Raw genomic sequence first — 20,176 nt, forward strand, 5'->3', positions numbered from 1 at the left:
ATCGGAATTATTTGTGTCGGGCGTATGGAGGTGCGGTGATGGCCGGCGGTACCAAGCGGTTACCCCGCGCCGTTCGGGAACAGCAGATGCTCGACGCTGCGGTGAAGGTGTTCTCCGAGAACGGCTTTCGTGAAACGTCCATGGATGCCATCGCCGCCGAGGCGCAGATCAGCAAACCGATGCTGTATCTGTATTACGGCTCCAAGGACGAATTATTCAGCGCCTGCATCGAACGCGAATCCGGACGTTTCATCGAGGCGATGAGCGCGGGGTTCGATCCGAAACTGCGTCAACGGGATCAGGCCCGCACCGTCGTCCGGGAATTCCTGCGATTCGTCGACGAGCACCGGCAGTCGTGGAAGGTGCTCTACCGGGTGGCCGTGGGCACCGCGTCGTTCTCGCGGTTCGTCGTCGACAGCCGGGCCAGGGTCACCGAGATGATCACCGAACTCATCCGTGCCGGCACCACGGTCGAGGGTGCTCGCGACATCGATTTCGAACTCACCGCCGTGGCGCTCGTCGGTGCCGGTGAGGCCGTCGCCGACCGGATCTCCGAGGGCGACGTCGATCTCGACACCGCCACCGACCTTCTCGTCGGCATCACCTGGCGCGGCCTGAAGGGCGTCGGACGCCCGCATCTCGCGGCCTCCGGCGAATAGCCGCCCCACACCCGCCAAACAAGCGTTCCCGCGACCTCGTCCCGATCCCGCGACTTCGGCCGAAGTCGCGAGAACGAGTTGAGGTCGCGGGAACGTCGTATGTCCGGGCCGACCGCGGCTCAGTGGCCGCGGGTGGTCGCCGTCAGATGCGGGAAACCCTTGCGGCGGTCCAGGATCGCGATGTCGAAGTCGCCGTCGTCACCGACCCGCTTGGTGTAGAGATACACCTTCGCGGGCAGCAGGATCGGCTTGCCGAAGCGGACGTCGTAGGTGACGTCGCCGGGCAGCTGGGATTCGACGTTCGCGATCGTGGCGCCCGCCGACCACATGCCGTGGGCGATGGCGCGCGGGAAGCCGAAGGCCTTCGCGGTCAGATCACCCATGTGAATCGGATTGCGATCGCCCGATGCCGATGCGTACTGGCGGATGCGTCCGAGATCCACCGAGAGGATGCCGTCCGGGGGCGGCGGGGTGGACGACTTCGGCTCCGGTCCGCGCGGCTCGTCGGACAGACTGGTCCGCTGCTGCTTCAGGAAGGTGCCCACCTGCTCGGTCACCAGTTCCGACCCGACCTTGATCTGCGAGATGACATCGATGAGCATGCCCTTGCGGTGCTCACGAAGATTCTCCGCATGCGTGGTGATCGTCAGCGGCTCGTCGACCCCGATCCGGCGGAAACGCCGGATCGAGTTCGTCAGATGCACCGAACCGACCGCGCCGAACGGGAACGAGTCCTCGGTCATCAGCTTCATCGTCAGCGGGAACTGCAGCACGAACGGGTAGGTCACCGGGAGCGTGTCGCCGAAGGCCTGCCCGGTCGCCCGGCAGTAGGCGCGCAGCTGCTCCGGGTCGACGCGGACGTTCTCGAGGCGGTACGAGAAGTCGGGCAGCGGGGCGTCGGCGCGCACCCGTCCCGACTTGCCGATGACCGGCAGCATCGCGCCGATCGCCTTCGAGTACACCTCCAGGGTGCTCGGCGGTGAGTCGAGCGTGATCGTCCTACCCATCACGCACCCAGGAATCCCTGGCCGCAGACGCGGACCACGTTGCCGGTGATCGAGCTGGAGGCCGGGTTGGCGAAGTACGCGACCGTCTCGGCGACGTCGACGGTCTGGCCACCCTGCTGCAGCGAACTCATCAGGCGGCCCGCCTCACGGGTCGCGAGCGGGATCGCCGCGGTCATCTTGGTCTCGATGAAGCCGGGCGCCACCGCGTTGATGGTGATGCCCTCCTTCTCCAGGATCGGCGCATATGCGTCGACGAGGCCGATGACGCCGGCCTTCGAGGTGCCGTAGTTGGTCTGGCCGCGGTTGCCCGCGATGCCCGCGATCGACGACACGTCGACGACCGCGCCGCCCTTCCGCAGCGCCTTCTTGTCCAGCAGTGCCTGGACGAGCTGCTGCGGCGCAATGAGATTCACCGCGATGACCGACTCCCAGCGGGCCTCGTCCATGTTGGCGAGCAGTTTGTCGCGGGTGATGCCTGCGTTGTTCACGATGATGTCGACGCCGCCGTGGCGTTCGAGAGCCAGCTCGGCGAGCTTGGCCCCGGCGTCCTGGGCGGTGACGTCCATCGGGAAGGCGGTGCCGTTGACCTTGTTCGCGGTCTCCGAGAGTGCCTCACCGGCCTGCGGGACGTCGGCGACGATCACGTGGGCGCCGTCGCGGGCGAGAACCTCGGCGATGGTCGCGCCGATGCCGCGGGCGGCACCGGTGACCACGGCGACCTTGCCCTCGAGGGGCTTGTCCCAGTTCGCCGGAGCGGTGGCGTCGGCGCTGCCCACGCGGATCACCTGGGCGTCGACGAAGGCCGACTTGGCCGACAGCACGAAGCGCAGGGTCGACTCGAGGCCCGACAGGCCGGTCGCGGCATCCGGTGCGACGTAGACGAGCTGGACGGTGGAGCCCTTGAGGAGTTCCTTGCCGACCGAGCGGGTGAAGCCCTCGAGGGCGCGCTGGGCGACGTGCTCATTGGCGTCGTCGATCAGTTCCGGGGTGGTGCCGATGACGAGCAGGCGCGCGCAGGGTGCGAGCGACCGCATCTGCGGCGCGAAGAACTCGTACAGCTGCCCGAGCTCGGCGGGCGACGTGATGCCGGTGGCGTCGAAGACCAGTGCGCCGTACTTGTCGGCGGAGCGACCGGTGGTCGCGTTGTGGATCACGTCGTAGTCCGGGGTGGTCAGGATCTCGCGCAGCGGCTCGATGAGGCGGCCCTGTCCGCCCAGCAGCACCGGTCCCGGAAGAGCGGGCTCCGATGTCTTGTATCGGCGTAGCGTGGGCGGCACGGGGAGTCCCGCCTGCTTGGCGATGAACGAGCCCGGAAGGGAATGGACGAAGGTCGAGTACAGGCCATTGTTCCCGCTGGGGGCCATGTGGGTTCTCCTTGTCTGGTGATGTGTCTGATGATGGATTGTGACGTGGGTCGGGGAGTTCGACAACGAACTTACTCATCAGTAAGAATACGCTATAGATTCCGAACTCAACCCTTGGGAGATCGAAGTGGCCAAGACACCGAAGACCCGCACGATGCGCCCGGTCGCGATTCTCGGCGGCAACCGGATTCCGTTCGCCCGCCAGGACAAGGCATACGCCAAGGTCGGCAACCAGGAGATGTTCACCGCTGCTCTGGACGGGCTGGTCAGCCGGTTCAACCTGCAGGGTGAGCAGCTCGGCATGGTGGCCGCGGGCGCCGTCCTCAAGCATGCGCGTGATTTCAATCTCATTCGCGAATGTGTGCTCGGTTCCGCGCTCTCGCCGTACACCCCGGCCTTCGACATCCAGCAGGCCTGCGGCACCGGCCTGCAGGCGATCGTCGCGGTCAGCGACGGCATCGCGGCCGGTCGCTACGACGTCGCCGTCGGCGGTGGCGTGGACACCTCCTCGGACGCCCCCATCGCGGTGTCCGATCAGATGCGCCGGCAGCTGCTGGAGGTGAACCGCGCGAAGACCACCAAGGAGCAGATGGTCGCGATCGCGAAGCTGCTGCCGACCCTGGGCATCGAGATCCCGAAGAACGGCGAGCCCCGCACCGGCATGTCGATGGGTGAGCATGCGGCCATCACCGCCAAGGAGATGGGCATCACCCGCGAGGACCAGGACAAACTGGCCGCGGCCAGCCACCAGAACATGGCCGCGGCCTACGCCCGCGGTTTCTACGACGACCTGATGACGCCCTTCCACGGCCTGACCCGCGACGAGAACCTGCGCGCGGATTCGACCGTCGAGAAGCTGGCCAAGCTCAAGCCGGTCTTCGGCACGTCGCTCGGTGACGCCACCATGACCGCGGGCAACTCGACGCCGCTGACCGACGGTGCCTCGACGGTGCTGCTCTCCTCGGACGAGTGGGCCGACGAGAAGGGCCTGCCCGTGCAGGCCTACCTCGTGGACAGCGAGACGGCCGCCGTCGACTACATCAACGGCCCCGACGGCCTGCTGATGGCGCCGACCTACGCGATCCCGCGTCTGCTCAAGCGCAACGGACTCACCTTGCAGGACTTCGACTTCTACGAGATCCACGAGGCCTTCGCCTCGGTGGTGCTGGCCACGCTGGCCGCCTTCGAGTCCGACGAGTACTGCGTGGAGCGCCTCGGCCTCGACGTCCCGCTCGGTGCCATCGACCGCAGCAAGCTCAACGTGAACGGGTCGTCGCTGGCGGCGGGTCACCCGTTCGCCGCGACCGGCGGCCGGATCGTCGCGCAGACCGCGAAGATGATCAAGGAGAACGGCGGTGGCCGCGCTCTCGTGTCGATCTGTGCGGCCGGCGGCCAGGGTGTGACGGCGATCATTGAAGGCTAATTCGGCCTTAGGGATACCAAAATCCCGATCTGCCTCGGTGACCTGCGTCGATATACGAACGTAGGCCGTCCGCCGCGGGTGGTCGCGGCAACGATCAGGTCACACACGGTGAAATTTTTTCTCCGGAAACGTGTATCGAGCGGAAAAATAGCGTAGATATACGAGTAGCTCCGGCTGAGCTGCCAGACCCCCGACCCGGCAGCTCGGTCGGAGCGCCTACTTTTCCGGCCCCCACGGTGAGTGGCCGTGATTCCCGTCAGTGATGAATAGTTGATTTCGTGAGAAGAGCTTCCTGGGCTGTGCTGGCCCGCTGGATCCTCCGCGCCTCGATCCTGGTGATCGGAGTGGCGGGGATCGGTCTGGCCGTCGAGATGGTCCTCACCCAGGATCGGACCGCACGCGGGGCCACGATCGGCGGCGTCGAGCTGGGCGGCCTCGACCGGGACACCGCCCGTGGCCGATTGCAGCAGCTCGGCGAACGTGCCGACCGGCCCGTCGATCTGCGCACCGAGACCGGACAGGCGCAGGTTCCGTCCCGGGACCTCGGCCTGAGCTTCGACACCGACGCCACCCTGGACCGGCTCATGGAGCAGCCCCACAATCCCTTCACCCGTGCCGCCGCTCTGGTGGGCGCTGCGCGGACGGTCACTCCCGTCGTGCACGTGGACGCCGAGGCGCTCAACGGCGCCCTGCACGCCCATCGGGGCACCCTGGAGAAGGCGGCCAAGGAGGGTGGCGTGCATTTCGTCGATGCGAAGCCCGTCGCCGAGATGCCCGCCGCGGGACGCCGGGTCGACCGTGATGCCGCGGCCCAGGCTCTCGCGGCACACTGGCTCGACGGTCGCGACGTCGACCTTCCCATGGAGGATTTCTCACCGACCGTCGGCGCCGACGCTGTCCGGGCGGCCGTCGACGGTCCGGCCGCACGCGCGATGTCGGGGCCGGTGACGGTCGCGGGCAGCCAGAACATTTCCGTCCGCCTGACTCCACAGGAACTCGGCCCGGTGCTCACCTTCCGTCCCGACGGCAAGGGTGGACTGCGGCCCGTTATGGATCGCAAGGCCGGCCGGGCCCTTCTGCAGCCGAAGCTGGCCCGCACCGAGAACGCTCCGGTCGACGCGGGCTTCACCATCCGCGGCGGCTCACCCGTCGTGGTGCCCGCCAAGGAGGGTGCGCGGATCGAGTGGGATCGGTCGCTCGGCGCGGTCGCGGGTGCGGCCATCGGCGACGACCCGCGGCGCGTCGCGAAGGTCGTGTACACCAGGCTCCCACCGAAGCTGACCACCGACGGGGCCCGCAAACTCGGGGTGCGCGAGGTGATCAGCGAATTCTCCACCGGCGGGTTCACCAGCGCCTCCGGCGAGAACATCCGGATCGTCGCGGAACAGGTGAACGGTGCCCTCGTCCAGCCCGGTAAGACGTTCTCGCTCAACGGTTACACGGGGCCGCGCGGCACCGCGCAGGGCTACGTCGAGTCGACGATCATCGATCACGGCCACGCGGCGAAGTCCGTGGGCGGCGGCATCTCCCAGTTCGCGACGACCCTCTACAACGCCGCCTATTTCGCCGGTCTCGAGGACGTCGACCACACCGAGCACAGCTACTACATCTCGCGCTATCCGGAGGCCCGCGAGGCGACGGTCTTCGAGGGGGCCATCGACCTCCAGTTCCGCAACAACTCCAAGCACGGTGTGCTGATCGAGACCTCCTGGTCGCCCTCCGGCGTCACGGTGCGGCTGTGGGGCACCAAAACCGTTGAGGTGCAGTCGATCACCGGAAATCGAAGTGCGTACACCGATCCGCCGTCGTTGACGCTGCCGAAGGGCGACGACTGTGTGGCGACCTCCGGCAGCAGGGGCTTCACCACGTCGAACACCCGCGTCATCACCGACATCCGTACCGGCCGGGAGATCAACCGTCACACGCGCACCGTGAAATACGATCCGGAGCCCAAGGTCACCTGCAAGTGAATGGTCGCGGCCGCGCCGCCCCTCTGGACCCGCGATGGAACGCTCGATAGGCTCCGGGACGTGGATATCAATGGAGCAAGTGCAATCGTGACAGGTGGTGCCTCCGGCATCGGCGCGGCGACGGTTCGTCAGCTGGCCGCCAAGGGCGCCAAGGTCGTCGTGGCCGATCTGCAGAAGGACAAGGGTGAGGAGCTGGCCAAGGAGGTCGGCGGCGCCTTCGTCGAGGTCGACGTGACCAACACCGAGCAGATCGAGAACGCCGTCAACAAGGCGGGCGAGCTCGGCCCGCTGCGCGCCCTGGTGAACTCGGCCGGCATCGGCTGGGCCCAGCGCACCATCGGCAAGGACGGCGAGTTCGCGTCGGCGCACAACCTGGACGCCTACAAGAAGGTCATCGCCATCAACCTGATCGGCACCTTCGACTGCATCCGCCTGGCCGCCACCGCGATGAGCCGCAACGAGCCGCTCGACGCCGCGGGCGAGCGTGGTGCGATCGTCAACATGGCGTCCGTCGCGGCCTTCGACGGCCAGATCGGTCAGGCGTCGTACTCGTCCTCCAAGGGCGGCGTCGTCGGCATGACCCTGCCGGTCGCGCGTGACCTGTCGGCGGTCGGCATCCGCGTCAACACCGTCGCACCGGGCCTCATCGACACCCCGATCTACGGCGAGGGCGAGGCCTCCGAGGCATTCAAGGCGAAGCTGGGGGAGTCGGTGCTGTTCCCGCATCGTCTCGGTATCGCCGACGAACTGGCCTCGATGGTCGTCGAGCTGATCACCAACTCCTACGTCAACGCCGAGGTCGTCCGCGTCGACGGCGGCATCCGGATGCCACCGAAGTAGTTACCGGCAGCGTTCGTAGCATCAACGGACCGTCACGACTCAGGTCGTGGCGGTCCGTTCGCTTTCGGGGACCGGCTAGTTACCCGTCACCGCGGCCCGCACCGACTCGGGCACCTCGATCTTCTGCCGGTCCGAGAGGCGGTGTGTCACATAGACGACGCGGATCTCGGTGGTGAGCGTTTCGTCGACGTGCAGGGTGAGATGGAACGTCATGCTGGTGCGTCCGACGGTCACCTCGGCGATGCTGATGTCGACGACGTCGTCGAGGCGCAGGGGCGCACGGTAGGTGACCTCCGCGTTGACGACGTGGATGTCGGTGTCGATCTCGATCAGGCGATCCATGGTCAGGCCGACGTGGGCGAGATAGCCGGACAGCGCGACATCGGCATAGCCGAGGTACCACATGTTGAAGACGACTCCCTGGCTGTCGACCTCGTAGTAGCGGACGGTCAGGCGATGGGTGTAGCTCTCGGGCGTCGTCATGGGCGCACGCTAACACCGGTGGACGATCGCGTGCGTGGACGCCCACGACGAACGTCCCCGGCGGCCGTGTGGCCACCGGGGACGTACGTCGGTTGTTCAGTCTGCGATCAGAACGCGGCTTCCTCGAGCTCCATGATCTCGCCGTCGAGGTTGTCGACGGTGCCGCGGACGGAGGTGAGCTGCGGGAGCATGGTCTTCGCGAAGAAGCTCGCCACCGCGACCTTGCCGTCGTAGAACGCCTTGTCCTCGGCCGATGCGCCGTTGTCGAGCGCGGCGAGGGCGACCTCGGCCTGACGCAGCAGCAGCCAGCCGATGAGCAGGTCGCCGACGGCCAGCAGGTAGCGGACCGAACCGAGGCCGACCTTGTACAGCTCCTTCGGGTTCTCCTGCGCGCCCATCAGGAAGCCGGTGAGGGTGGCGGTCATCGCCTGCACATCCTCGAAGGCGGTCTTCAGCAGTGCGCGCTCCGACTTGAGGCGACCGTTGCCGCCCTCGCTGTCGAGGAACTTCTGGATCTGCGCGGACACGTGGCCGAGTGCGGCGCCCTGGTCGCGAATGATCTTGCGGAAGAAGAAGTCCTGCGCCTGGATGGCCGTGGTGCCCTCGTACAGGGAGTCGATCTTCGAGTCGCGGATGTACTGCTCGATCGGGTAATCCTGCAGGAAGCCGGAGCCGCCCAGGGTCTGCAGCGACTCGTGGCTCAGGACGCTGTAGGCACGCTCGGAGCCGACGCCCTTGACGATCGGCAGCAGCAGATCGTTGACCTTGTGCGCCATCTCGGCGTCCGCACCGGAAACGATCTGTGCGGCAACGGGATCCTGATGCGACGCGGTGTACAGGTAGACGGCGCGCAGGCCCTCGGCGTACGCCTTCTGGGTCATCAGCGAACGACGCACGTCCGGGTGATGGGTGATGGTCACGCGCGGGGCGTTCTTGTCGGTCATCTGGACCAGATCGCCGCCCTGCACACGCTCCTTGGCGTACTCCAGCGCGTTCAGGTAACCGGTCGACAGAGTCGAGATGGCCTTGGTGCCCACCATCATTCGGGCGTGCTCGATGACATCGAACATCTGCGCGATGCCGTCGTGCACCTCGCCGACGAGCCAGCCGACGGCCGGGGTGCCGTGCTGTCCGAAGGTCAGCTCACAGGTGGCCGACGCCTTGATGCCCATCTTGTGCTCGACGTTGGTGACGTAGACGCCGTTGCGCTCGCCCAGCTCGCCGGTCTCGGGATCGAAGTGGAACTTCGGTACGAAGAACAGCGACAGACCCTTGGTGCCCGGACGCGCGCCCTCGGGGCGGGCCAGCACCAGGTGGAAGATGTTCTCGGTCATGTCCTGGTCGGCGGAGGTGATGAAGCGCTTCACGCCGTCGATATGCCAGGTGCCGTCCTCCTGCTTGACGGCCTTGGTGCGGGCCGCGCCCACGTCCGAACCGGCATCCGGTTCGGTGAGCACCATGGTGGCGCCCCAGCCGCGCTCGGAGGCGATGGCCGCCCACTTCTTCTGCTCGTCGGTGCCGTTGTCGAAGAAGATGTTCGCGAAGCCGGAGCCGGCCGCGTACATGAACACCGGCGGGTTGGCGCCGAGGATCATCTCGCCGATCGCCCAGTACAGGGTGCGGGGAGCGGGCATGCCGCCCAGTGCCTCGTCGACGCCGACCTTGTCCCAGCCGGCCTCGATGAGTGCGTTGTAGGACTTCTTGAAGGACTCGGGGATGGTCACCGAGTGCTCGTCCGGATCGAAGACCGGCGGGTTGCGATCGGCGTCGGCGAACGACTCGGCGATCGGGCCCTCGGAGAGGGTCTTCACTTCACGGAGCATGTCGACGGCGGTGTCGTGATCGAGGTCGCCGAACTCGCCGCTCTCGAGCACCTTGTCGAGCTCGAGGAGCTCGAACAGGTTGAAGTGCAGGTCACGGATGTTGCTCTGGTAGTGGCCCATGTCTGATTCTCTCTTCCGATGTGGGCGTGACGTTGTGTGACGTTCTGGCTGCGAAGTCCAAGACGACGAGTAAGTTACTCGCCAGTAACCGCCAGACTACTCGTGGCTTCAAACATCGACAAGCCACGGCAATGTGATCTGCGCTAACTCTTGCAAGCATTGTGTTCACGCTGGCGGATCGCAGGCGCGGGTGGGTGCGCGACGCTGCTGAAAACGTCGCCGTCAGGGGTGTTCGAGGGCAATATGCCCTCGGAGGGTGCTCAGCGCGATGTATTCCGCAGCGAGCCGAGGTGCGTGAGTCAGAGGTGCGACTTGAGGAGTGCCAGGTCGTCGGGGATGCCGTCGGCCGGCGTCTCCAGGATCACCGGCGCATCCGCGGCGGCGGCCACCGCGACGAGTACGTCGGGATCGATGTGGCCCGCGGAGAGATTGGCGTGCCGGTCGCGGCCGGAGTCGAATTCGTCGCGCGAATTGTTCAGGTGCACCAGATCGATGCGGCCGGTGATGGCCTTGACCCGTTCCACCAGTCCGACCAGATCTTCGCCGCCCGCCCAGGCGTGGCAGGTGTCGAGGCAGAAGCCGGCCTGCTCGAAATCGCCGACCGATTCCCACAGCCGGTCGATGGCCTCCAGGGTGCGGGCCATCGCGTGGTCGCCGCCCGCGGTGTTCTCGATCAGGATCGGCACGCCGAAGCCGCCCTTGTCGACCTGACGGTCGAAGAGCTTGCGCCAGTTGGCGAATCCCTCTTTCGAGTCCTCGCCGTCGCGAAGATGACCGCCGTGGACGACCAGTCCGAAGGCGCCGAGTTCGGCGGCTGCGGCGGCCTGCTGTTCGACGGCCTTGCGGGACGGCATACGCAGCCGGTTGTTCAGGCTGGCGACGTTGATCTGATAGCTGGAGTGCACCACGACGTCCACGTCGGAGTCGCGGATCGCGGCCGCATCGGGACGCGCCTCGGGTTTCTTCCAGCTCTGCGGGTCCGTGACGAACATCTGGAACACGTCGATGCCGAGGGACTCGGCGGTGGCCAGTGGGTCGTCGTCTTCACGCAGATGGGCTCCGATGCGCATGGCTCCACGATAGAGGTCGGCGCCGGCACTCAGTCCGTCGGCGCGGGCAGGGTCTCGATGGTGATGGGGACGCCGGGTGCGATCAGGAGGCGGCAGGGCGCCTCGCTGTCGTGGTAGAGGTTCAGCCACTGATGGCTGCCGCCGGTGTAGACCGCGTTCAGGGTGGGTCGAGGCGGGCCTCGGTTTCCTTGGTGATGATGTAGCGCTGGTCGCCGTAGCGGAGGTATCGATCGGGCACGGCATCCCTCCTGCGGTCGGGCCGGTCGTCGCCGCAACAGGCCGAATGTGATTCCAGTCACGATTGTAGTGGCTCTTCGGTGTCATTCGTGGGTCCGATGACGGACAACGGGCGGGTTAACACGGACCGAACGAGTAATGATCATTAGGCTGACGTGATACGGCGAATGCTTGAACGATGACGGGTGCCCTGCGGTTTTGGGGTGTGGACGTAGGGATCACCGGTGACCATTGACGATTCGGTCGAGGCCTCGTCGGCCACCGGCCCGCCCGGTACGGACAAGTCCCCGAAGGGTGTCGAGCCGATCCTCGACGACCTGGGTGCGGCCGCCGAGATGGAGCATGAGCCGCAGAAGCGTCGCGATCTGACCACGGTGCGCTGGGTCGCTCTCGCGGCCTGGCTCGGCTTCATGATCTACGAGTTCAGCGAGCACGGTCTGGCCTTCGACCGGACGCGGCTGCTGGTTCTGCTCTGCCTGGGGCTGCTCGCCGCGAGCATCGGCCGCCGGCGAGCCATCACGGTCATTATCGACTGGCTCCCGTTCGCGCTCATCCTGCTGCTCTACGACTGGACGCGCGACGTCGCAGTATGGCTCGGCATGCCGACGCACTGGCATCTGGCCGTCGACGTCGATCAGGCGATGTTCGGCGTGAACCCCACGGTCTGGCTGCAGAGTCATCTCAAGCAGGCCGAACCGCCGTGGTGGGAGATCATCACCAGCGTCGTCTACATGTCGTACTTCGTGATCCCGTATGCGGCGGCCGCCGTGCTGTGGCTGCGGGACCGGGTGGCCTGGCGCCGCTACGCCGTGTGTTTCGTGGCGACGACGTTCCTCGCTCTTGTCGGCTACACCCTGCTGCCCGCGGCACCGCCGTGGGCGGCGGCGAAGTGCTCGGCCGCCGAGGTCGCCGACTATCCGCACGATCCGCTCTGCATGTACGAGCAGACCCCCGATCCGGACGGCGGACTCCTCGGCGAGGTGACACCGAGTCATCCGGATGCGGCACCCTACGTCGAGCGGATCTCGTCGCGCGGATGGAACTACCTGAACATCGAGGCCGCGTCGAACCTGGTGCAGATGGGCCAGGGCAAGGCCAACCTGGTCGCGGCGATCCCGTCGCTGCACGCCGGGCTCACGATGTTGCTGGCGCTGTTCATGTGGCCGCGCGTCAAGGCACTCGGTAAGACGCTGTTCATGGGCTATGCCCTCGCGATGGCGTTCACCCTGGTTTACACGGCCGAGCACTACGTCTTCGACATCCTGCTCGGCTGGGCGCTCGCCGCATCGGTGATCGCCGTCTACCGGTGGGTGGATCGTCGCTGGTTGATACCGCGGCGCAAACGCAAGGCCGACGAGGCCGACGCCGAAGCAGAGGTCACCGCGGAGGTGGGCTGAGCAGTCCTCGCCGCGACCATTCCCGGGCGAGCAGTGCGTAGGACCGGACGCGCGCCTCGTGTGAGTGCGTGATGGTGGTGATGAGCAGTTCGTCGGCGCCGGTGGCGTCCCGTAGTCGCTCCAGGTCGTCGGCGACGTGCGTTGGTGTGCCCACGAATCGGGTCTCGAGGCGGTCGGCGACCAGCGCGTCGTCCTCCGGCGTCCACGTGGACCCGGCGGCCTCGGCCGGGCTCGGGTAGGGAATGGCACCCGCCGCGGTCCGGATGCTGCGCACCCACGGTCCGTAGCCGCTCGCGAGTTCACTTGCGTGGGAGTCGGTTTCGGCGACGACGACGTCGGCGGACACGCTCACGAAGGGTGCGTCGAGGTCGTCGGATGCGGTGAACGCCGCCCGGTAGGCGTCCACCGCCTCCAGTACCGTGCCGGGGCTGACGTGGTAGTTGGCGGCGAACCGCAGTCCGCGCTCGCCCGCGACGATCGCGCTCTCGCCGCCGCTGCTGCCCAGCACCCAGATCTGCAGCGCCGCATGCTCTCCCGGAATGACGTGCGCCTCCTCGCCATTCGCAGCCCGATACGTGCCGGCCAGCAAAGCGAGAACATCGGCGACCTGATCGGAATAGGGTTGCGGCCGGCTGTCGGGGAGGGTCAGCAGGGTGCGCTGCAACTCGAAGCGTGGTGATCGCAGGAGCGCGCCGGGATCGAAGCGTTCCGGTATCCGCAGGCCGTTGGGGGTATGGCCGTCGACCACGGTCGCCGCTCGACCGATGGCCGGTGCCGGAGCGACGCTCTCCTTCGGTGCGCCGCCGGAACGCCCGAGCCCCAGATCGAATCGTCCTGGGTGAAGGGCGTCGAGCAGTCCGAATTCCTCGACCGCGGACAGTGCCGTTCGGTGTCCCATCTGCAGGGCGCCCGAACCGAGCCGAATCGTGGTGGTGGACGAGGCGGTCAGCGCGAGTGCCACGGCAGGGGAGGTTCCGGCCACGCCGGGATTGAGGTGGTGTTCGGCGAACCAGAAACGGCTGTAGCCGAGTTGCTCTGTGGCGACGGCCAGTTCGATGCTGTTGCGGAGGGCGTCTGCGGCGGTCGAACCGCTCGTCACCGGGATCAGGTCGAGGACGCCAAGTGGTGTGGTCATGCTTGCCCGACGAATTCCCGTGCCACCGGGTGGAATTCGCCCAATCCCAGGTTCTCGCGGAGGGTACCGCCCGGGTACTCCGTCCGGAACACGCCGCGTTCCTGCAGGATCGGTACCACGGTGTCGACGAAGTGGTCGAGACCGGTGGGGGTCACGTGCGGTACGAGGATGTAGCCGTCGGCGGCATCGGCCTGCACCATCTCATTGATCGCGGTGGCCACGGTGTCGGGCGAACCGACAAAGGATTGGCGGCCGGTCACCTCGATGACGACCTCGCGCGCGGTGAGGTTCCCCGCTTCGGCGCGTGCGCGCCAGTCATGTGCCTGTGCCACCGGATCTTTCGCGAACCGGCGGACGCTGGCCCGTCCCTGCGAGATCAGTGTGTCACCGACGACCGGGTCGAAGGACGGTAGCGGCCCGTCGACGTCGAAGCCGGTCAGGTCCGTATTCCACAGCTGCTCGATGAACCGGAGTGCGGTCGCCGGCGATACCTGCGCGAGGCGCACCTCGTGGGCGAGATCGGCTGCCTCGGCATCGGTATCGCCGAGCACAAAGGTTGCGGCGGGCAGGATCAGGAGATCCGAGTGCCGACGCCCATGGCGTGCGAGGCGCCCTTTGACATCGGCGTAGAACGCCTGTCCGGTATCCCTGGTGGCGTGGCGGCTGAAGATGGCATCGGCCGAGGCGGCGGCGAACTCACGACCGCGGTCGGAGTCTCCCGCCTGGAAGATCACCGGTCTTCCCTGTGGCGAGCGCGGTACGTTGAATCGTCCGTGGATGTCGAAGAAGGCGTCGTGGTGGGCGAAGATGCCCGCGTCCGGCCGGGCCAGGAAGGCTCCGGACTCCTTGTCGGCGAGGATGTCCCCCGGCGTCCAGGAGTCCCACAGGCCGATGGCGGCGTCGAGGAAAGTCTGCGCGCGGGTGTAACGATCGGCTTCCTCCAGGTATCCGCCGCGGCGGAAGTTCTCGCCGGTGAACTCGTCCCAGCTGGTCACCACGTTCCAGGCGGCGCGTCCACCGGACAGATGGTCGAGCGAGGCGAATTGCCTTGCCACCTCATAGGGTTCGTTGAAAGTGGAGTTGATGGTCCCCGCCAGCCCGATGTGTTCGGTGACCGCGGCCAGCGCGTTGAGGACCGTGAAGGTGTCCGGGCGGCCCATCACGTCGAGATCGTAGATCTGCCCGTTCTGTTCTCGGAGGCGCAATCCCTCGGCGAGGAACAGGAAATCGAAGAGGCCGCGTTCGGCGGTCCGGGCGAAGTGCCGGAAGGAACTGAATTCGATGTGGCTGCCGGATGCCGGGTCGCTCCACACCGTGGTGTTGTTGACGCCGGGGAAGTGCGCGGCAAGATGAATCTGCTTGTCCGGGCGTGTCATGTGCGCGCGTACCTGTTGACCGGGCGGGGCAACCCGAGCAACGATCGCAAGGTCGTCGGCTCATCCGGGTAGCGGGTACGGAAAATCTTGCGTGACTGCAGTTCTGGGACGAGCAGCCGGGAGATCCGGGTGAGGTCGACGGGCAGGGCTGCCGGGCGTAACCGGTATCCGGTGATGCCCGCGCCATGCCACTGTTCGATGAGGTCCGCGAGTTGTGCTGCGGTGCCGGCGAATACCGAGGCGTCGCTGCGCAGCGGTGACCCGGCGAGCCGATCGAGTTCGTCGAGACGCCGGTGCGCGGCATCCTCGGTGTCGTCGAGGATCACCAGCACGTCGGCGAAGATGTGCAGCGGTTCGGTGGCGCGGTCGGCGGCATTCTGGAGATCCCTTATCGCACCGACGATCTCGGCGGCCGACTCGGCGTCGGTGGGTGTCACGAATCCGATGTCCGCCGACGTCGCGATGAGCCGATAGGGTTCGGCCCCGTGCCCCAAGGCGGCGACGATCGGTTGTCCCTGCGGCGGACGCGGGGTGATCGACGGCCCCTTCACCGAGAACCAGCGGCCCTCGAAGTCGATGTAGTGGATCTCGTCTCGGTCGACGAACCGGCCGGTCACCACGTCGCGTATCTCGGCGTCGTCACCCCAGCTGTCCCATAACCGACGACTCACCTCAACATGATCGATGGCCTCGTCGACATAGTCCCGGATGGCGGCGACGGTCGCGGGATCGTCGAGTCGCGAACGGTCGATCTCCGGTAGGTCACGTCGGCCGAAATGATCGGAGATATCGCGACGGGGCGCGATCTGCACGCGCGCTCCGGCTCGCCCCTCGCTCACATAGTCGAGCGTCGCAATGGCTTTCGAGATATGGAACGGCTCGGTGTGCGTGGAGATCACGGTCGGGATGAGGCCGATGTGACGCGTCGACGGTGCCGCACGGGAGGCGATCGCGACGGCGTCCAGGAGGCCGCGGACCCGATCGGTCCGGTCATCGGGTCGAAACGGATCGTCGGACTGCAGGCCGAGGGAGTCCTCGATGGTCACGAAGTCGGCCAGGGCTGCCTCTGCCGTGACCACCAGATCGGTCCAGTAGTCCGCATTCCACAGGTCGGCGGGTTGCGCGTCCGGAGTCCGCCACGCCCCCGGATGCCAGCCGGCGCCGTTCAACGCGATGGCCAGATGAATCGGCTGGTCGGTTGGGGTCACGGCCGGAACGTATCGCGGCAGGCCGCCCGGGCCCAGGCTTTCACTCGCCGGGGGAATATCGATGACGCGAGGTGAGAAGCCTGGGCACGGCGGAGTCGCTCGGAAGGGCCGGTTGCGCAGGGACAGGTCGATCGGCCGACACGGGGTGACCCGCATCGGGGAGGATCAGGAGTTCTCGGCCACCCACGCGGCGACCCGGCGCTTGGCTTCCTCCGGAGCCACGTCCTCGACGCGGGTCATGATCGCCCATCGGTGACCGAAAGGGTCGAGGATTGTGCCGAAGCGGTCGCCGGTGACGAAGGTGGACGGTTCCTCGAAGACTGTCGCCCCCGCCGCCACGGCCTTCGCGAAGGTGGCGTCGACGTCGGGCAGGTAAATGACGTACGAGTGATTGACGTTGTTCGTTCCGTCGGTCGCGACGAGTCCCATTGCCGGGGCCGGATCGGAGATCTGCATACGCCCTGAGCCGAATTCGAGCTCCGCATGCGCGACGGTGTCGTCCGGACCGTCGATGATGTCGATGACCGTGGCGCCGAACACATCCTGGTAGAAGGCGATGGCCTCCCGAGCGGGCGTCGCGACGAGAAACGGTGTGATGGTGGTGTATCCCTGCGGGCGATAGTCGGTCATGTCGCCGATTCTCACTACTCTGGGACGGTGACGTCTTGGACAAATCCGCACCACCCGACGGGGGTGTTGCGCCCGGAGTTCTCGGGCGAGATGTTCGAGCTGGGTCGGGCTGATCCGCCGGCCGATCTGAGTCACCTCGTCGAGCACTTTTGGTCGGTGCGATGGGACGTGCGGCATCCGCGTCCACATCACTCCCAGGTCCTCAGTCATCCGTCGGTGCATCTGACCGCCGAGTCCGGCGCCGACCGGTTCGGCCACCGGATGCCCGACGAGTTGGTGCACGGCGTCGTCACCACACGATTCGACATCGCACTCACCGGTACCGGCTCGACCTATGGCATCAAGTTCGCGGTCGGCGCGTTCACCGCGCTCACCGGAGTGCGGGCGCACACGATCACCAACCGGATCGTCGCTGCCGCTGCGATCTCGCCGACCGTCGCATCGCTGTCGGCGATCCGTGCGGCAGGCACCGACGAGGAACGGCTGGACGCCCTGGAGACCGTGGTGCGCGCGATGATCCCCGCCGAGCGTGACGCCGCCTTCGACGACGTCGCGCGGCTCGTCGCCGACATCCGGGAGCATTCGTCGGTGCTGTCCGTCGCGCAGGTCGCGGCACGGCACGGGTTGAGCGAGCGCACCGTGCAGCGGCTCATGCGCGACTACGTGGGGGTCGGGGCGAAGTGGCTGATCCGTCGCTGCAGGCTGCACGATGCACTCGATCGGCTGCACGCCGAACCGCACACCCCCGTCGCGGCACTCGCCGCGGATCTCGGCTGGTACGACCAGGCCCACTTCACCAGGGACTTCACCGACGCCGTGGGCATCAGCCCGGTCGCTTACGCGACGCGGTCCCGGCGGTCGTGAGACGTTACTCCGGCATGGCCTGGGCGAGAACGCTTTCCGCGGCAGCGCTGCTTACGCAGGGGCACATTCGGCTGAAACACATGGTCGTCGCGAGTATGGGTGGGGGGTGAGCACGGCCGTCGTCAGAAGAGGCGCGCTTCCCGGGCCTCGGGTGGTTCCTCGAGATCGAGAAGCCACCGTTTGCGGTCGAGTCCACCGCCGAATCCGATGAGCCGGCCGTCGGCGCCGATGACCCGATGGCACGGCACGATGATGGCGATCGGGTTCCGGTTCATCACCTGCCCGATGCGCTGGGCGAATGCGCCCGGTCCGACCTGATCGGCGAGCTCGCCGTACGACCGGGTCTCGCCGTACGGGATCTCCCGCAGACGAGCCCACGCCGTGCGTGAGAACTCGTCGCCGCGGATGTCGAGCGGGATGTCGAACTCCCGGCGGGTGCCCGCGAGGTAGTCGTCGAGTTGGGTCCGGATGCGCGTCAGGAGCGGATCGTCGGTGAGCTCGACGTATCGTCCCGGGAGCGGCTTCGCCGGTGTCATCGACCGCTCGAAATGCAGGCCGATCAGATGATCGCCGTCGGCCACCAGCGAGAGCGGACACAGCACGGTGTCGATCACAGTGTGGCGGACCTCGGACATCAGCCCACGGTAGCGCGGGGTGCCGACACCTCCCGCGACCTCGCCTCGTTCCTGCGACTTCGGCCGCGGTCGCGGGAACGAGACGATGTCGCGCGAACCGGGGGACCTGGCTGATTCAACAGCCCCAGCCACATCTCTCGATGCCGAGAATGTTGCCCTTGAGATCGGCGACGAGATGAGAGTCGAGGCTGATGTCGTTGACCCCCATCCAGATATCGCCGCCGTCATCACCTCCGATGGTGACGCGGAAGGGGACCGGGCCCGCTGTGGCCGGGGTGAGGCCGAGCTTGGCCGGTGAGTCGGCGATGAGGGCGATGACCTTGTCGACGTCAACCTCGGTCAGGTCCACCGGGGGTGATCCGGGGCCGGAATTGACCGCGTTGCCGCCGTAAACCTCCGGGTCGTAGAAGCGGCCGCCCGCGGGTGAATACATGTAATGCGTTGTGCCGTTGGGCGATTTCTTGTCGAACACATGGATCACCGCATTGTCCCGATACAGATGCACGCCGTCGATCACCGTGGTGCCGAATCGTTCTCGGGTTTTCGTGATCAAAGCGCGGAGTGCATCCGTCGTGTACATCGGGCCGTCGACGAGTGTGTCGCCGCCCGGATTCTGTGGGGCGGCCGACGTGTCCTTCGGCGGATGTGCATCATCGCCCGCACGTACCGCTGCCACCGCGACGACGACCGCCACGGTGAGGGCGACGACGACCAGGATTGTCGAGACGACCGCAAGCCACCTGGTGCGGGACGGTGGAGCAGATGACGGGCCGGGGTCGGGGGCGTCGTCGCGTCGCTGTAGATCGTCGACGAGCCGGCCCAGATCCGCGAACGTCACCGCGGTGCGAGCGCGTTCGATTCGGTCGGTGTATGCCCCATGGTCGAGCTGGCCGTCGGCGTAGGCATCGTCGAGTGCCGCCATGGCGGTGATGCGATCCACATCGCGGACCCGGAGCCGGTCCGACGGTTCGGGATCGTCGGCGTTTCTCGGCGTGCGGTCGTTCGGCATAAGCGTCCCCTGCGATGCTGCGATGAAACCCGGCCCTAACCTGGGATGTCGTCGCTGCCGTGCCGGCTGTTACCCGCCGCTTACCTCCTGCAGTGTGGCACCAGCTCATGGCGCAGACCATTTGCATCATACATCGATATCTATCAATATAGGCACATGTCGAATCAAGGCCGCGTGCACGACGGACTGTCCGTCGACGCGGCAATCACGGCGGTAACGGTGCTGAAAGCGCTCGCGGATCCGGTGCGCCTGCGATTGGTGAGCGAGGTGGCTGCGCATCCGGGTGGCGAGGCCTGCGTGTGCGACATCTCGGGCTCCTTCGATCTGTCGCAGCCGACGATCTCCCATCATCTGAAGGTTCTTCGGGAAGCAGGTGTGCTGACCAGTGAGCGTCGCGCGACGTGGGTGTACTACCGCGTGAACACTCGCGTCCTCGACGATCTTCGGGCCGTGATCGGGGAGTTGACGGCGGTGACCGGCGAGGCGCGGTCGTGCGAATGAGCTCGACGGATTCGGCTGCCACGGGCCGACTTTCGACGCTCGACCGATTTCTGCCGGTGTGGATCGGGCTGGCGATGGTCGCCGGCCTGGTGCTGGGTCGCGTGGTGCCCGGGGTCGGGGATGTGCTGGCCGGCGTCGAGATCGACGGGATCTCGCTGCCGATCGCCATCGGTTTGCTGATCATGATGTATCCGGTGCTCGCCAAGGTGCGCTACGACCGCCTCGACTCCGTGACGCGGGACCGTCGTCTGCTGATCGGATCGGTGGTCCTGAATTGGATTATCGGTCCCGCCGTGATGTTCGGGCTTGCGTGGTTGCTGTTGCCCGACCTGCCGGAGTACCGCACCGGCCTGATCATGGGACTGCTGCACGATCGGGTGACAGTGTCGGTGTCATGCCGCTGAGGCGGCTGTGTTGATGATCGT

General features: G+C 66.7%; 18 protein-coding genes and 2 pseudogenes. 8 read left to right on the forward strand and 12 right to left on the reverse strand.

The genetic code is table 11. The features are described 5' to 3' along the window. The first annotated feature begins 38 nt into the window (after positions 1-38). Complete coding sequence (locus AC4JJG_RS13255; protein ID WP_495401408.1) at positions 39-659, forward strand: TetR/AcrR family transcriptional regulator; 621 nt, start codon at positions 39-41, stop codon at positions 657-659. Positions 660-778: 119 nt separating this feature from the next. Here AC4JJG_RS13255 and AC4JJG_RS13260 read toward each other — a convergent pair whose 3' ends face one another. Beyond that, positions 779-1,666, reverse strand: coding sequence for a MaoC/PaaZ C-terminal domain-containing protein (locus AC4JJG_RS13260; protein WP_495401407.1), 888 nt, complete (start codon positions 1,664-1,666; stop codon positions 779-781). Beyond that, on the reverse strand, positions 1,666-3,030 hold the full coding sequence (locus AC4JJG_RS13265) for a 3-oxoacyl-ACP reductase (RefSeq protein ID WP_495401406.1): 1,365 nt from the start codon (positions 3,028-3,030) through the stop codon (positions 1,666-1,668). The genes AC4JJG_RS13260 and AC4JJG_RS13265 overlap by 1 nt, the downstream gene beginning before the upstream one ends. 127 nt (positions 3,031-3,157) lie before the next feature. Here AC4JJG_RS13265 and AC4JJG_RS13270 point away from each other — a divergent pair, with 127 nt between their 5' ends. From AC4JJG_RS13270 to AC4JJG_RS13280, 3 genes are all read left to right on the forward strand, one after another. Beyond that, positions 3,158-4,453 (forward strand): acetyl-CoA C-acetyltransferase, encoded by a 1,296-nt coding sequence (locus tag AC4JJG_RS13270; protein WP_495401405.1) that lies wholly within the window; start codon positions 3,158-3,160, stop codon positions 4,451-4,453. Between the two features lie 371 nt (positions 4,454-4,824). After that, positions 4,825-6,423 carry a VanW family protein gene (locus tag AC4JJG_RS13275; RefSeq protein WP_495401675.1) on the forward strand — a complete coding sequence of 533 codons (1,599 nt, stop codon included), beginning with the start codon at positions 4,825-4,827 and terminating at the stop codon, positions 6,421-6,423. A gap of 60 nt (positions 6,424-6,483) precedes the next feature. After that, positions 6,484-7,263, forward strand: coding sequence for an SDR family NAD(P)-dependent oxidoreductase (locus AC4JJG_RS13280; RefSeq protein ID WP_495401404.1), 780 nt, complete (start codon positions 6,484-6,486; stop codon positions 7,261-7,263). 75 nt (positions 7,264-7,338) lie between these two features. Here the strand turns inward: AC4JJG_RS13280 and AC4JJG_RS13285 are convergent, their stop codons facing one another. The 4 genes and pseudogenes from AC4JJG_RS13285 to AC4JJG_RS13300 all read right to left on the reverse strand — a co-directional run bounded on the left by AC4JJG_RS13285 (position 7,339) and on the right by AC4JJG_RS13300 (position 10,997). After that, positions 7,339-7,746: an acyl-CoA thioesterase gene (locus AC4JJG_RS13285; RefSeq protein WP_495401403.1), complete on the reverse strand. Its 408-nt coding sequence runs from the start codon at positions 7,744-7,746 to the stop codon at positions 7,339-7,341. 107 nt (positions 7,747-7,853) lie between these two features. Next, positions 7,854-9,689, reverse strand: coding sequence for an acyl-CoA dehydrogenase (locus AC4JJG_RS13290; RefSeq protein ID WP_495401402.1), 1,836 nt, complete (start codon positions 9,687-9,689; stop codon positions 7,854-7,856). A gap of 299 nt (positions 9,690-9,988) precedes the next feature. Next, positions 9,989-10,759 carry a deoxyribonuclease IV gene (locus AC4JJG_RS13295; protein ID WP_495401401.1) on the reverse strand — a complete coding sequence of 257 codons (771 nt, stop codon included), beginning with the start codon at positions 10,757-10,759 and terminating at the stop codon, positions 9,989-9,991. A 29-nt stretch (positions 10,760-10,788) separates the two neighbouring features. After that, positions 10,789-10,997 (reverse strand): annotated as a pseudogene (locus tag AC4JJG_RS13300) (hypothetical protein). 334 nt (positions 10,998-11,331) lie between these two features. On the opposite strand from AC4JJG_RS13300, the gene AC4JJG_RS13305 reads away from it, so the two are divergent. Then, on the forward strand, positions 11,332-12,393 hold the full coding sequence (locus AC4JJG_RS13305) for a phosphatase PAP2 family protein (protein WP_495401674.1): 1,062 nt from the start codon (positions 11,332-11,334) through the stop codon (positions 12,391-12,393). Here AC4JJG_RS13305 and AC4JJG_RS13310 read toward each other — a convergent pair. From AC4JJG_RS13310 to AC4JJG_RS13325, 4 genes are all read right to left on the reverse strand, one after another. Continuing rightward, positions 12,374-13,528: an LLM class flavin-dependent oxidoreductase gene (locus AC4JJG_RS13310; RefSeq protein WP_495401400.1), complete on the reverse strand. Its 1,155-nt coding sequence runs from the start codon at positions 13,526-13,528 to the stop codon at positions 12,374-12,376. The two genes, AC4JJG_RS13305 and AC4JJG_RS13310, sit on opposite strands and share 20 nt — an antisense overlap. Then, complete coding sequence (locus tag AC4JJG_RS13315) at positions 13,525-14,904, reverse strand: NtaA/DmoA family FMN-dependent monooxygenase (RefSeq protein ID WP_495401399.1); 1,380 nt, start codon at positions 14,902-14,904, stop codon at positions 13,525-13,527. The genes AC4JJG_RS13310 and AC4JJG_RS13315 overlap by 4 nt, the downstream gene beginning before the upstream one ends. Further along, positions 14,901-16,112, reverse strand: coding sequence for an LLM class flavin-dependent oxidoreductase (locus AC4JJG_RS13320; protein ID WP_495401398.1), 1,212 nt, complete (start codon positions 16,110-16,112; stop codon positions 14,901-14,903). Before AC4JJG_RS13320 ends, AC4JJG_RS13315 begins: the two co-directional genes overlap by 4 nt. 165 nt (positions 16,113-16,277) lie before the next feature. Then, positions 16,278-16,742, reverse strand: coding sequence for a VOC family protein (locus AC4JJG_RS13325; RefSeq protein WP_495401397.1), 465 nt, complete (start codon positions 16,740-16,742; stop codon positions 16,278-16,280). 27 nt (positions 16,743-16,769) lie between these two features. Here AC4JJG_RS13325 and AC4JJG_RS13330 point away from each other — a divergent pair, with 27 nt between their 5' ends. Next, positions 16,770-17,606: a DUF6597 domain-containing transcriptional factor gene (locus tag AC4JJG_RS13330; protein WP_495401396.1), complete on the forward strand. Its 837-nt coding sequence runs from the start codon at positions 16,770-16,772 to the stop codon at positions 17,604-17,606. Between the two features lie 122 nt (positions 17,607-17,728). Here the strand turns inward: AC4JJG_RS13330 and AC4JJG_RS13335 are convergent, their stop codons facing one another. Together AC4JJG_RS13335 and AC4JJG_RS13340 are read right to left on the reverse strand one after the other, a co-directional pair. Continuing rightward, entirely contained in the window at positions 17,729-18,241 is a 513-nt protein-coding gene (locus AC4JJG_RS13335; protein ID WP_495401395.1) for a methylated-DNA--[protein]-cysteine S-methyltransferase, read from the reverse strand. Positions 18,242-18,356: 115 nt separating this feature from the next. Continuing rightward, on the reverse strand, positions 18,357-19,250 hold the full coding sequence (locus tag AC4JJG_RS13340; protein ID WP_495401394.1) for a DUF1707 SHOCT-like domain-containing protein: 894 nt from the start codon (positions 19,248-19,250) through the stop codon (positions 18,357-18,359). A 156-nt stretch (positions 19,251-19,406) separates the two neighbouring features. Here AC4JJG_RS13340 and AC4JJG_RS13345 point away from each other — a divergent pair, with 156 nt between their 5' ends. Both AC4JJG_RS13345 and AC4JJG_RS13350 read left to right on the forward strand, forming a co-directional pair. After that, complete coding sequence (locus AC4JJG_RS13345; protein WP_495401393.1) at positions 19,407-19,751, forward strand: ArsR/SmtB family transcription factor; 345 nt, start codon at positions 19,407-19,409, stop codon at positions 19,749-19,751. Beyond that, a pseudogene (locus tag AC4JJG_RS13350) lies at positions 19,748-20,110 on the forward strand (arsenic resistance protein); the annotation flags it as partial. The gene AC4JJG_RS13345 and the pseudogene AC4JJG_RS13350, both read left to right, overlap by 4 nt. Between the last annotated feature and the right edge of the window lie 66 nt (positions 20,111-20,176).

The sequence above is a fragment of the Gordonia sp. B8661-1 genome (assembly GCF_059427765.1).

Coding starts and splice junctions, on each gene's coding strand:
- AC4JJG_RS13290 (WP_495401402.1), bottom strand. CDS start 9,689: ATGGGCCACTACCAGAGCAACATCCGTGACCTGCACTTCAACCTGTTC.
- AC4JJG_RS13260 (WP_495401407.1), bottom strand. CDS start 1,666: ATGGGTAGGACGATCACGCTCGACTCACCGCCGAGCACCCTGGAGGTG.
- AC4JJG_RS13310 (WP_495401400.1), bottom strand. CDS start 13,528: ATGACCACACCACTTGGCGTCCTCGACCTGATCCCGGTGACGAGCGGT.
- AC4JJG_RS13275 (WP_495401675.1), top strand. CDS start 4,825: ATGGTCCTCACCCAGGATCGGACCGCACGCGGGGCCACGATCGGCGGC.
- AC4JJG_RS13305 (WP_495401674.1), top strand. CDS start 11,332: ATGGAGCATGAGCCGCAGAAGCGTCGCGATCTGACCACGGTGCGCTGG.
- AC4JJG_RS13335 (WP_495401395.1), bottom strand. CDS start 18,241: ATGTCCGAGGTCCGCCACACTGTGATCGACACCGTGCTGTGTCCGCTC.
- AC4JJG_RS13345 (WP_495401393.1), top strand. CDS start 19,407: ATGTCGAATCAAGGCCGCGTGCACGACGGACTGTCCGTCGACGCGGCA.
- AC4JJG_RS13340 (WP_495401394.1), bottom strand. CDS start 19,250: ATGCCGAACGACCGCACGCCGAGAAACGCCGACGATCCCGAACCGTCG.
- AC4JJG_RS13295 (WP_495401401.1), bottom strand. CDS start 10,759: ATGCGCATCGGAGCCCATCTGCGTGAAGACGACGACCCACTGGCCACC.
- AC4JJG_RS13255 (WP_495401408.1), top strand. CDS start 39: ATGGCCGGCGGTACCAAGCGGTTACCCCGCGCCGTTCGGGAACAGCAG.
- AC4JJG_RS13285 (WP_495401403.1), bottom strand. CDS start 7,746: ATGACGACGCCCGAGAGCTACACCCATCGCCTGACCGTCCGCTACTAC.
- AC4JJG_RS13325 (WP_495401397.1), bottom strand. CDS start 16,742: ATGACCGACTATCGCCCGCAGGGATACACCACCATCACACCGTTTCTC.
- AC4JJG_RS13265 (WP_495401406.1), bottom strand. CDS start 3,030: ATGGCCCCCAGCGGGAACAATGGCCTGTACTCGACCTTCGTCCATTCC.
- AC4JJG_RS13315 (WP_495401399.1), bottom strand. CDS start 14,904: ATGACACGCCCGGACAAGCAGATTCATCTTGCCGCGCACTTCCCCGGC.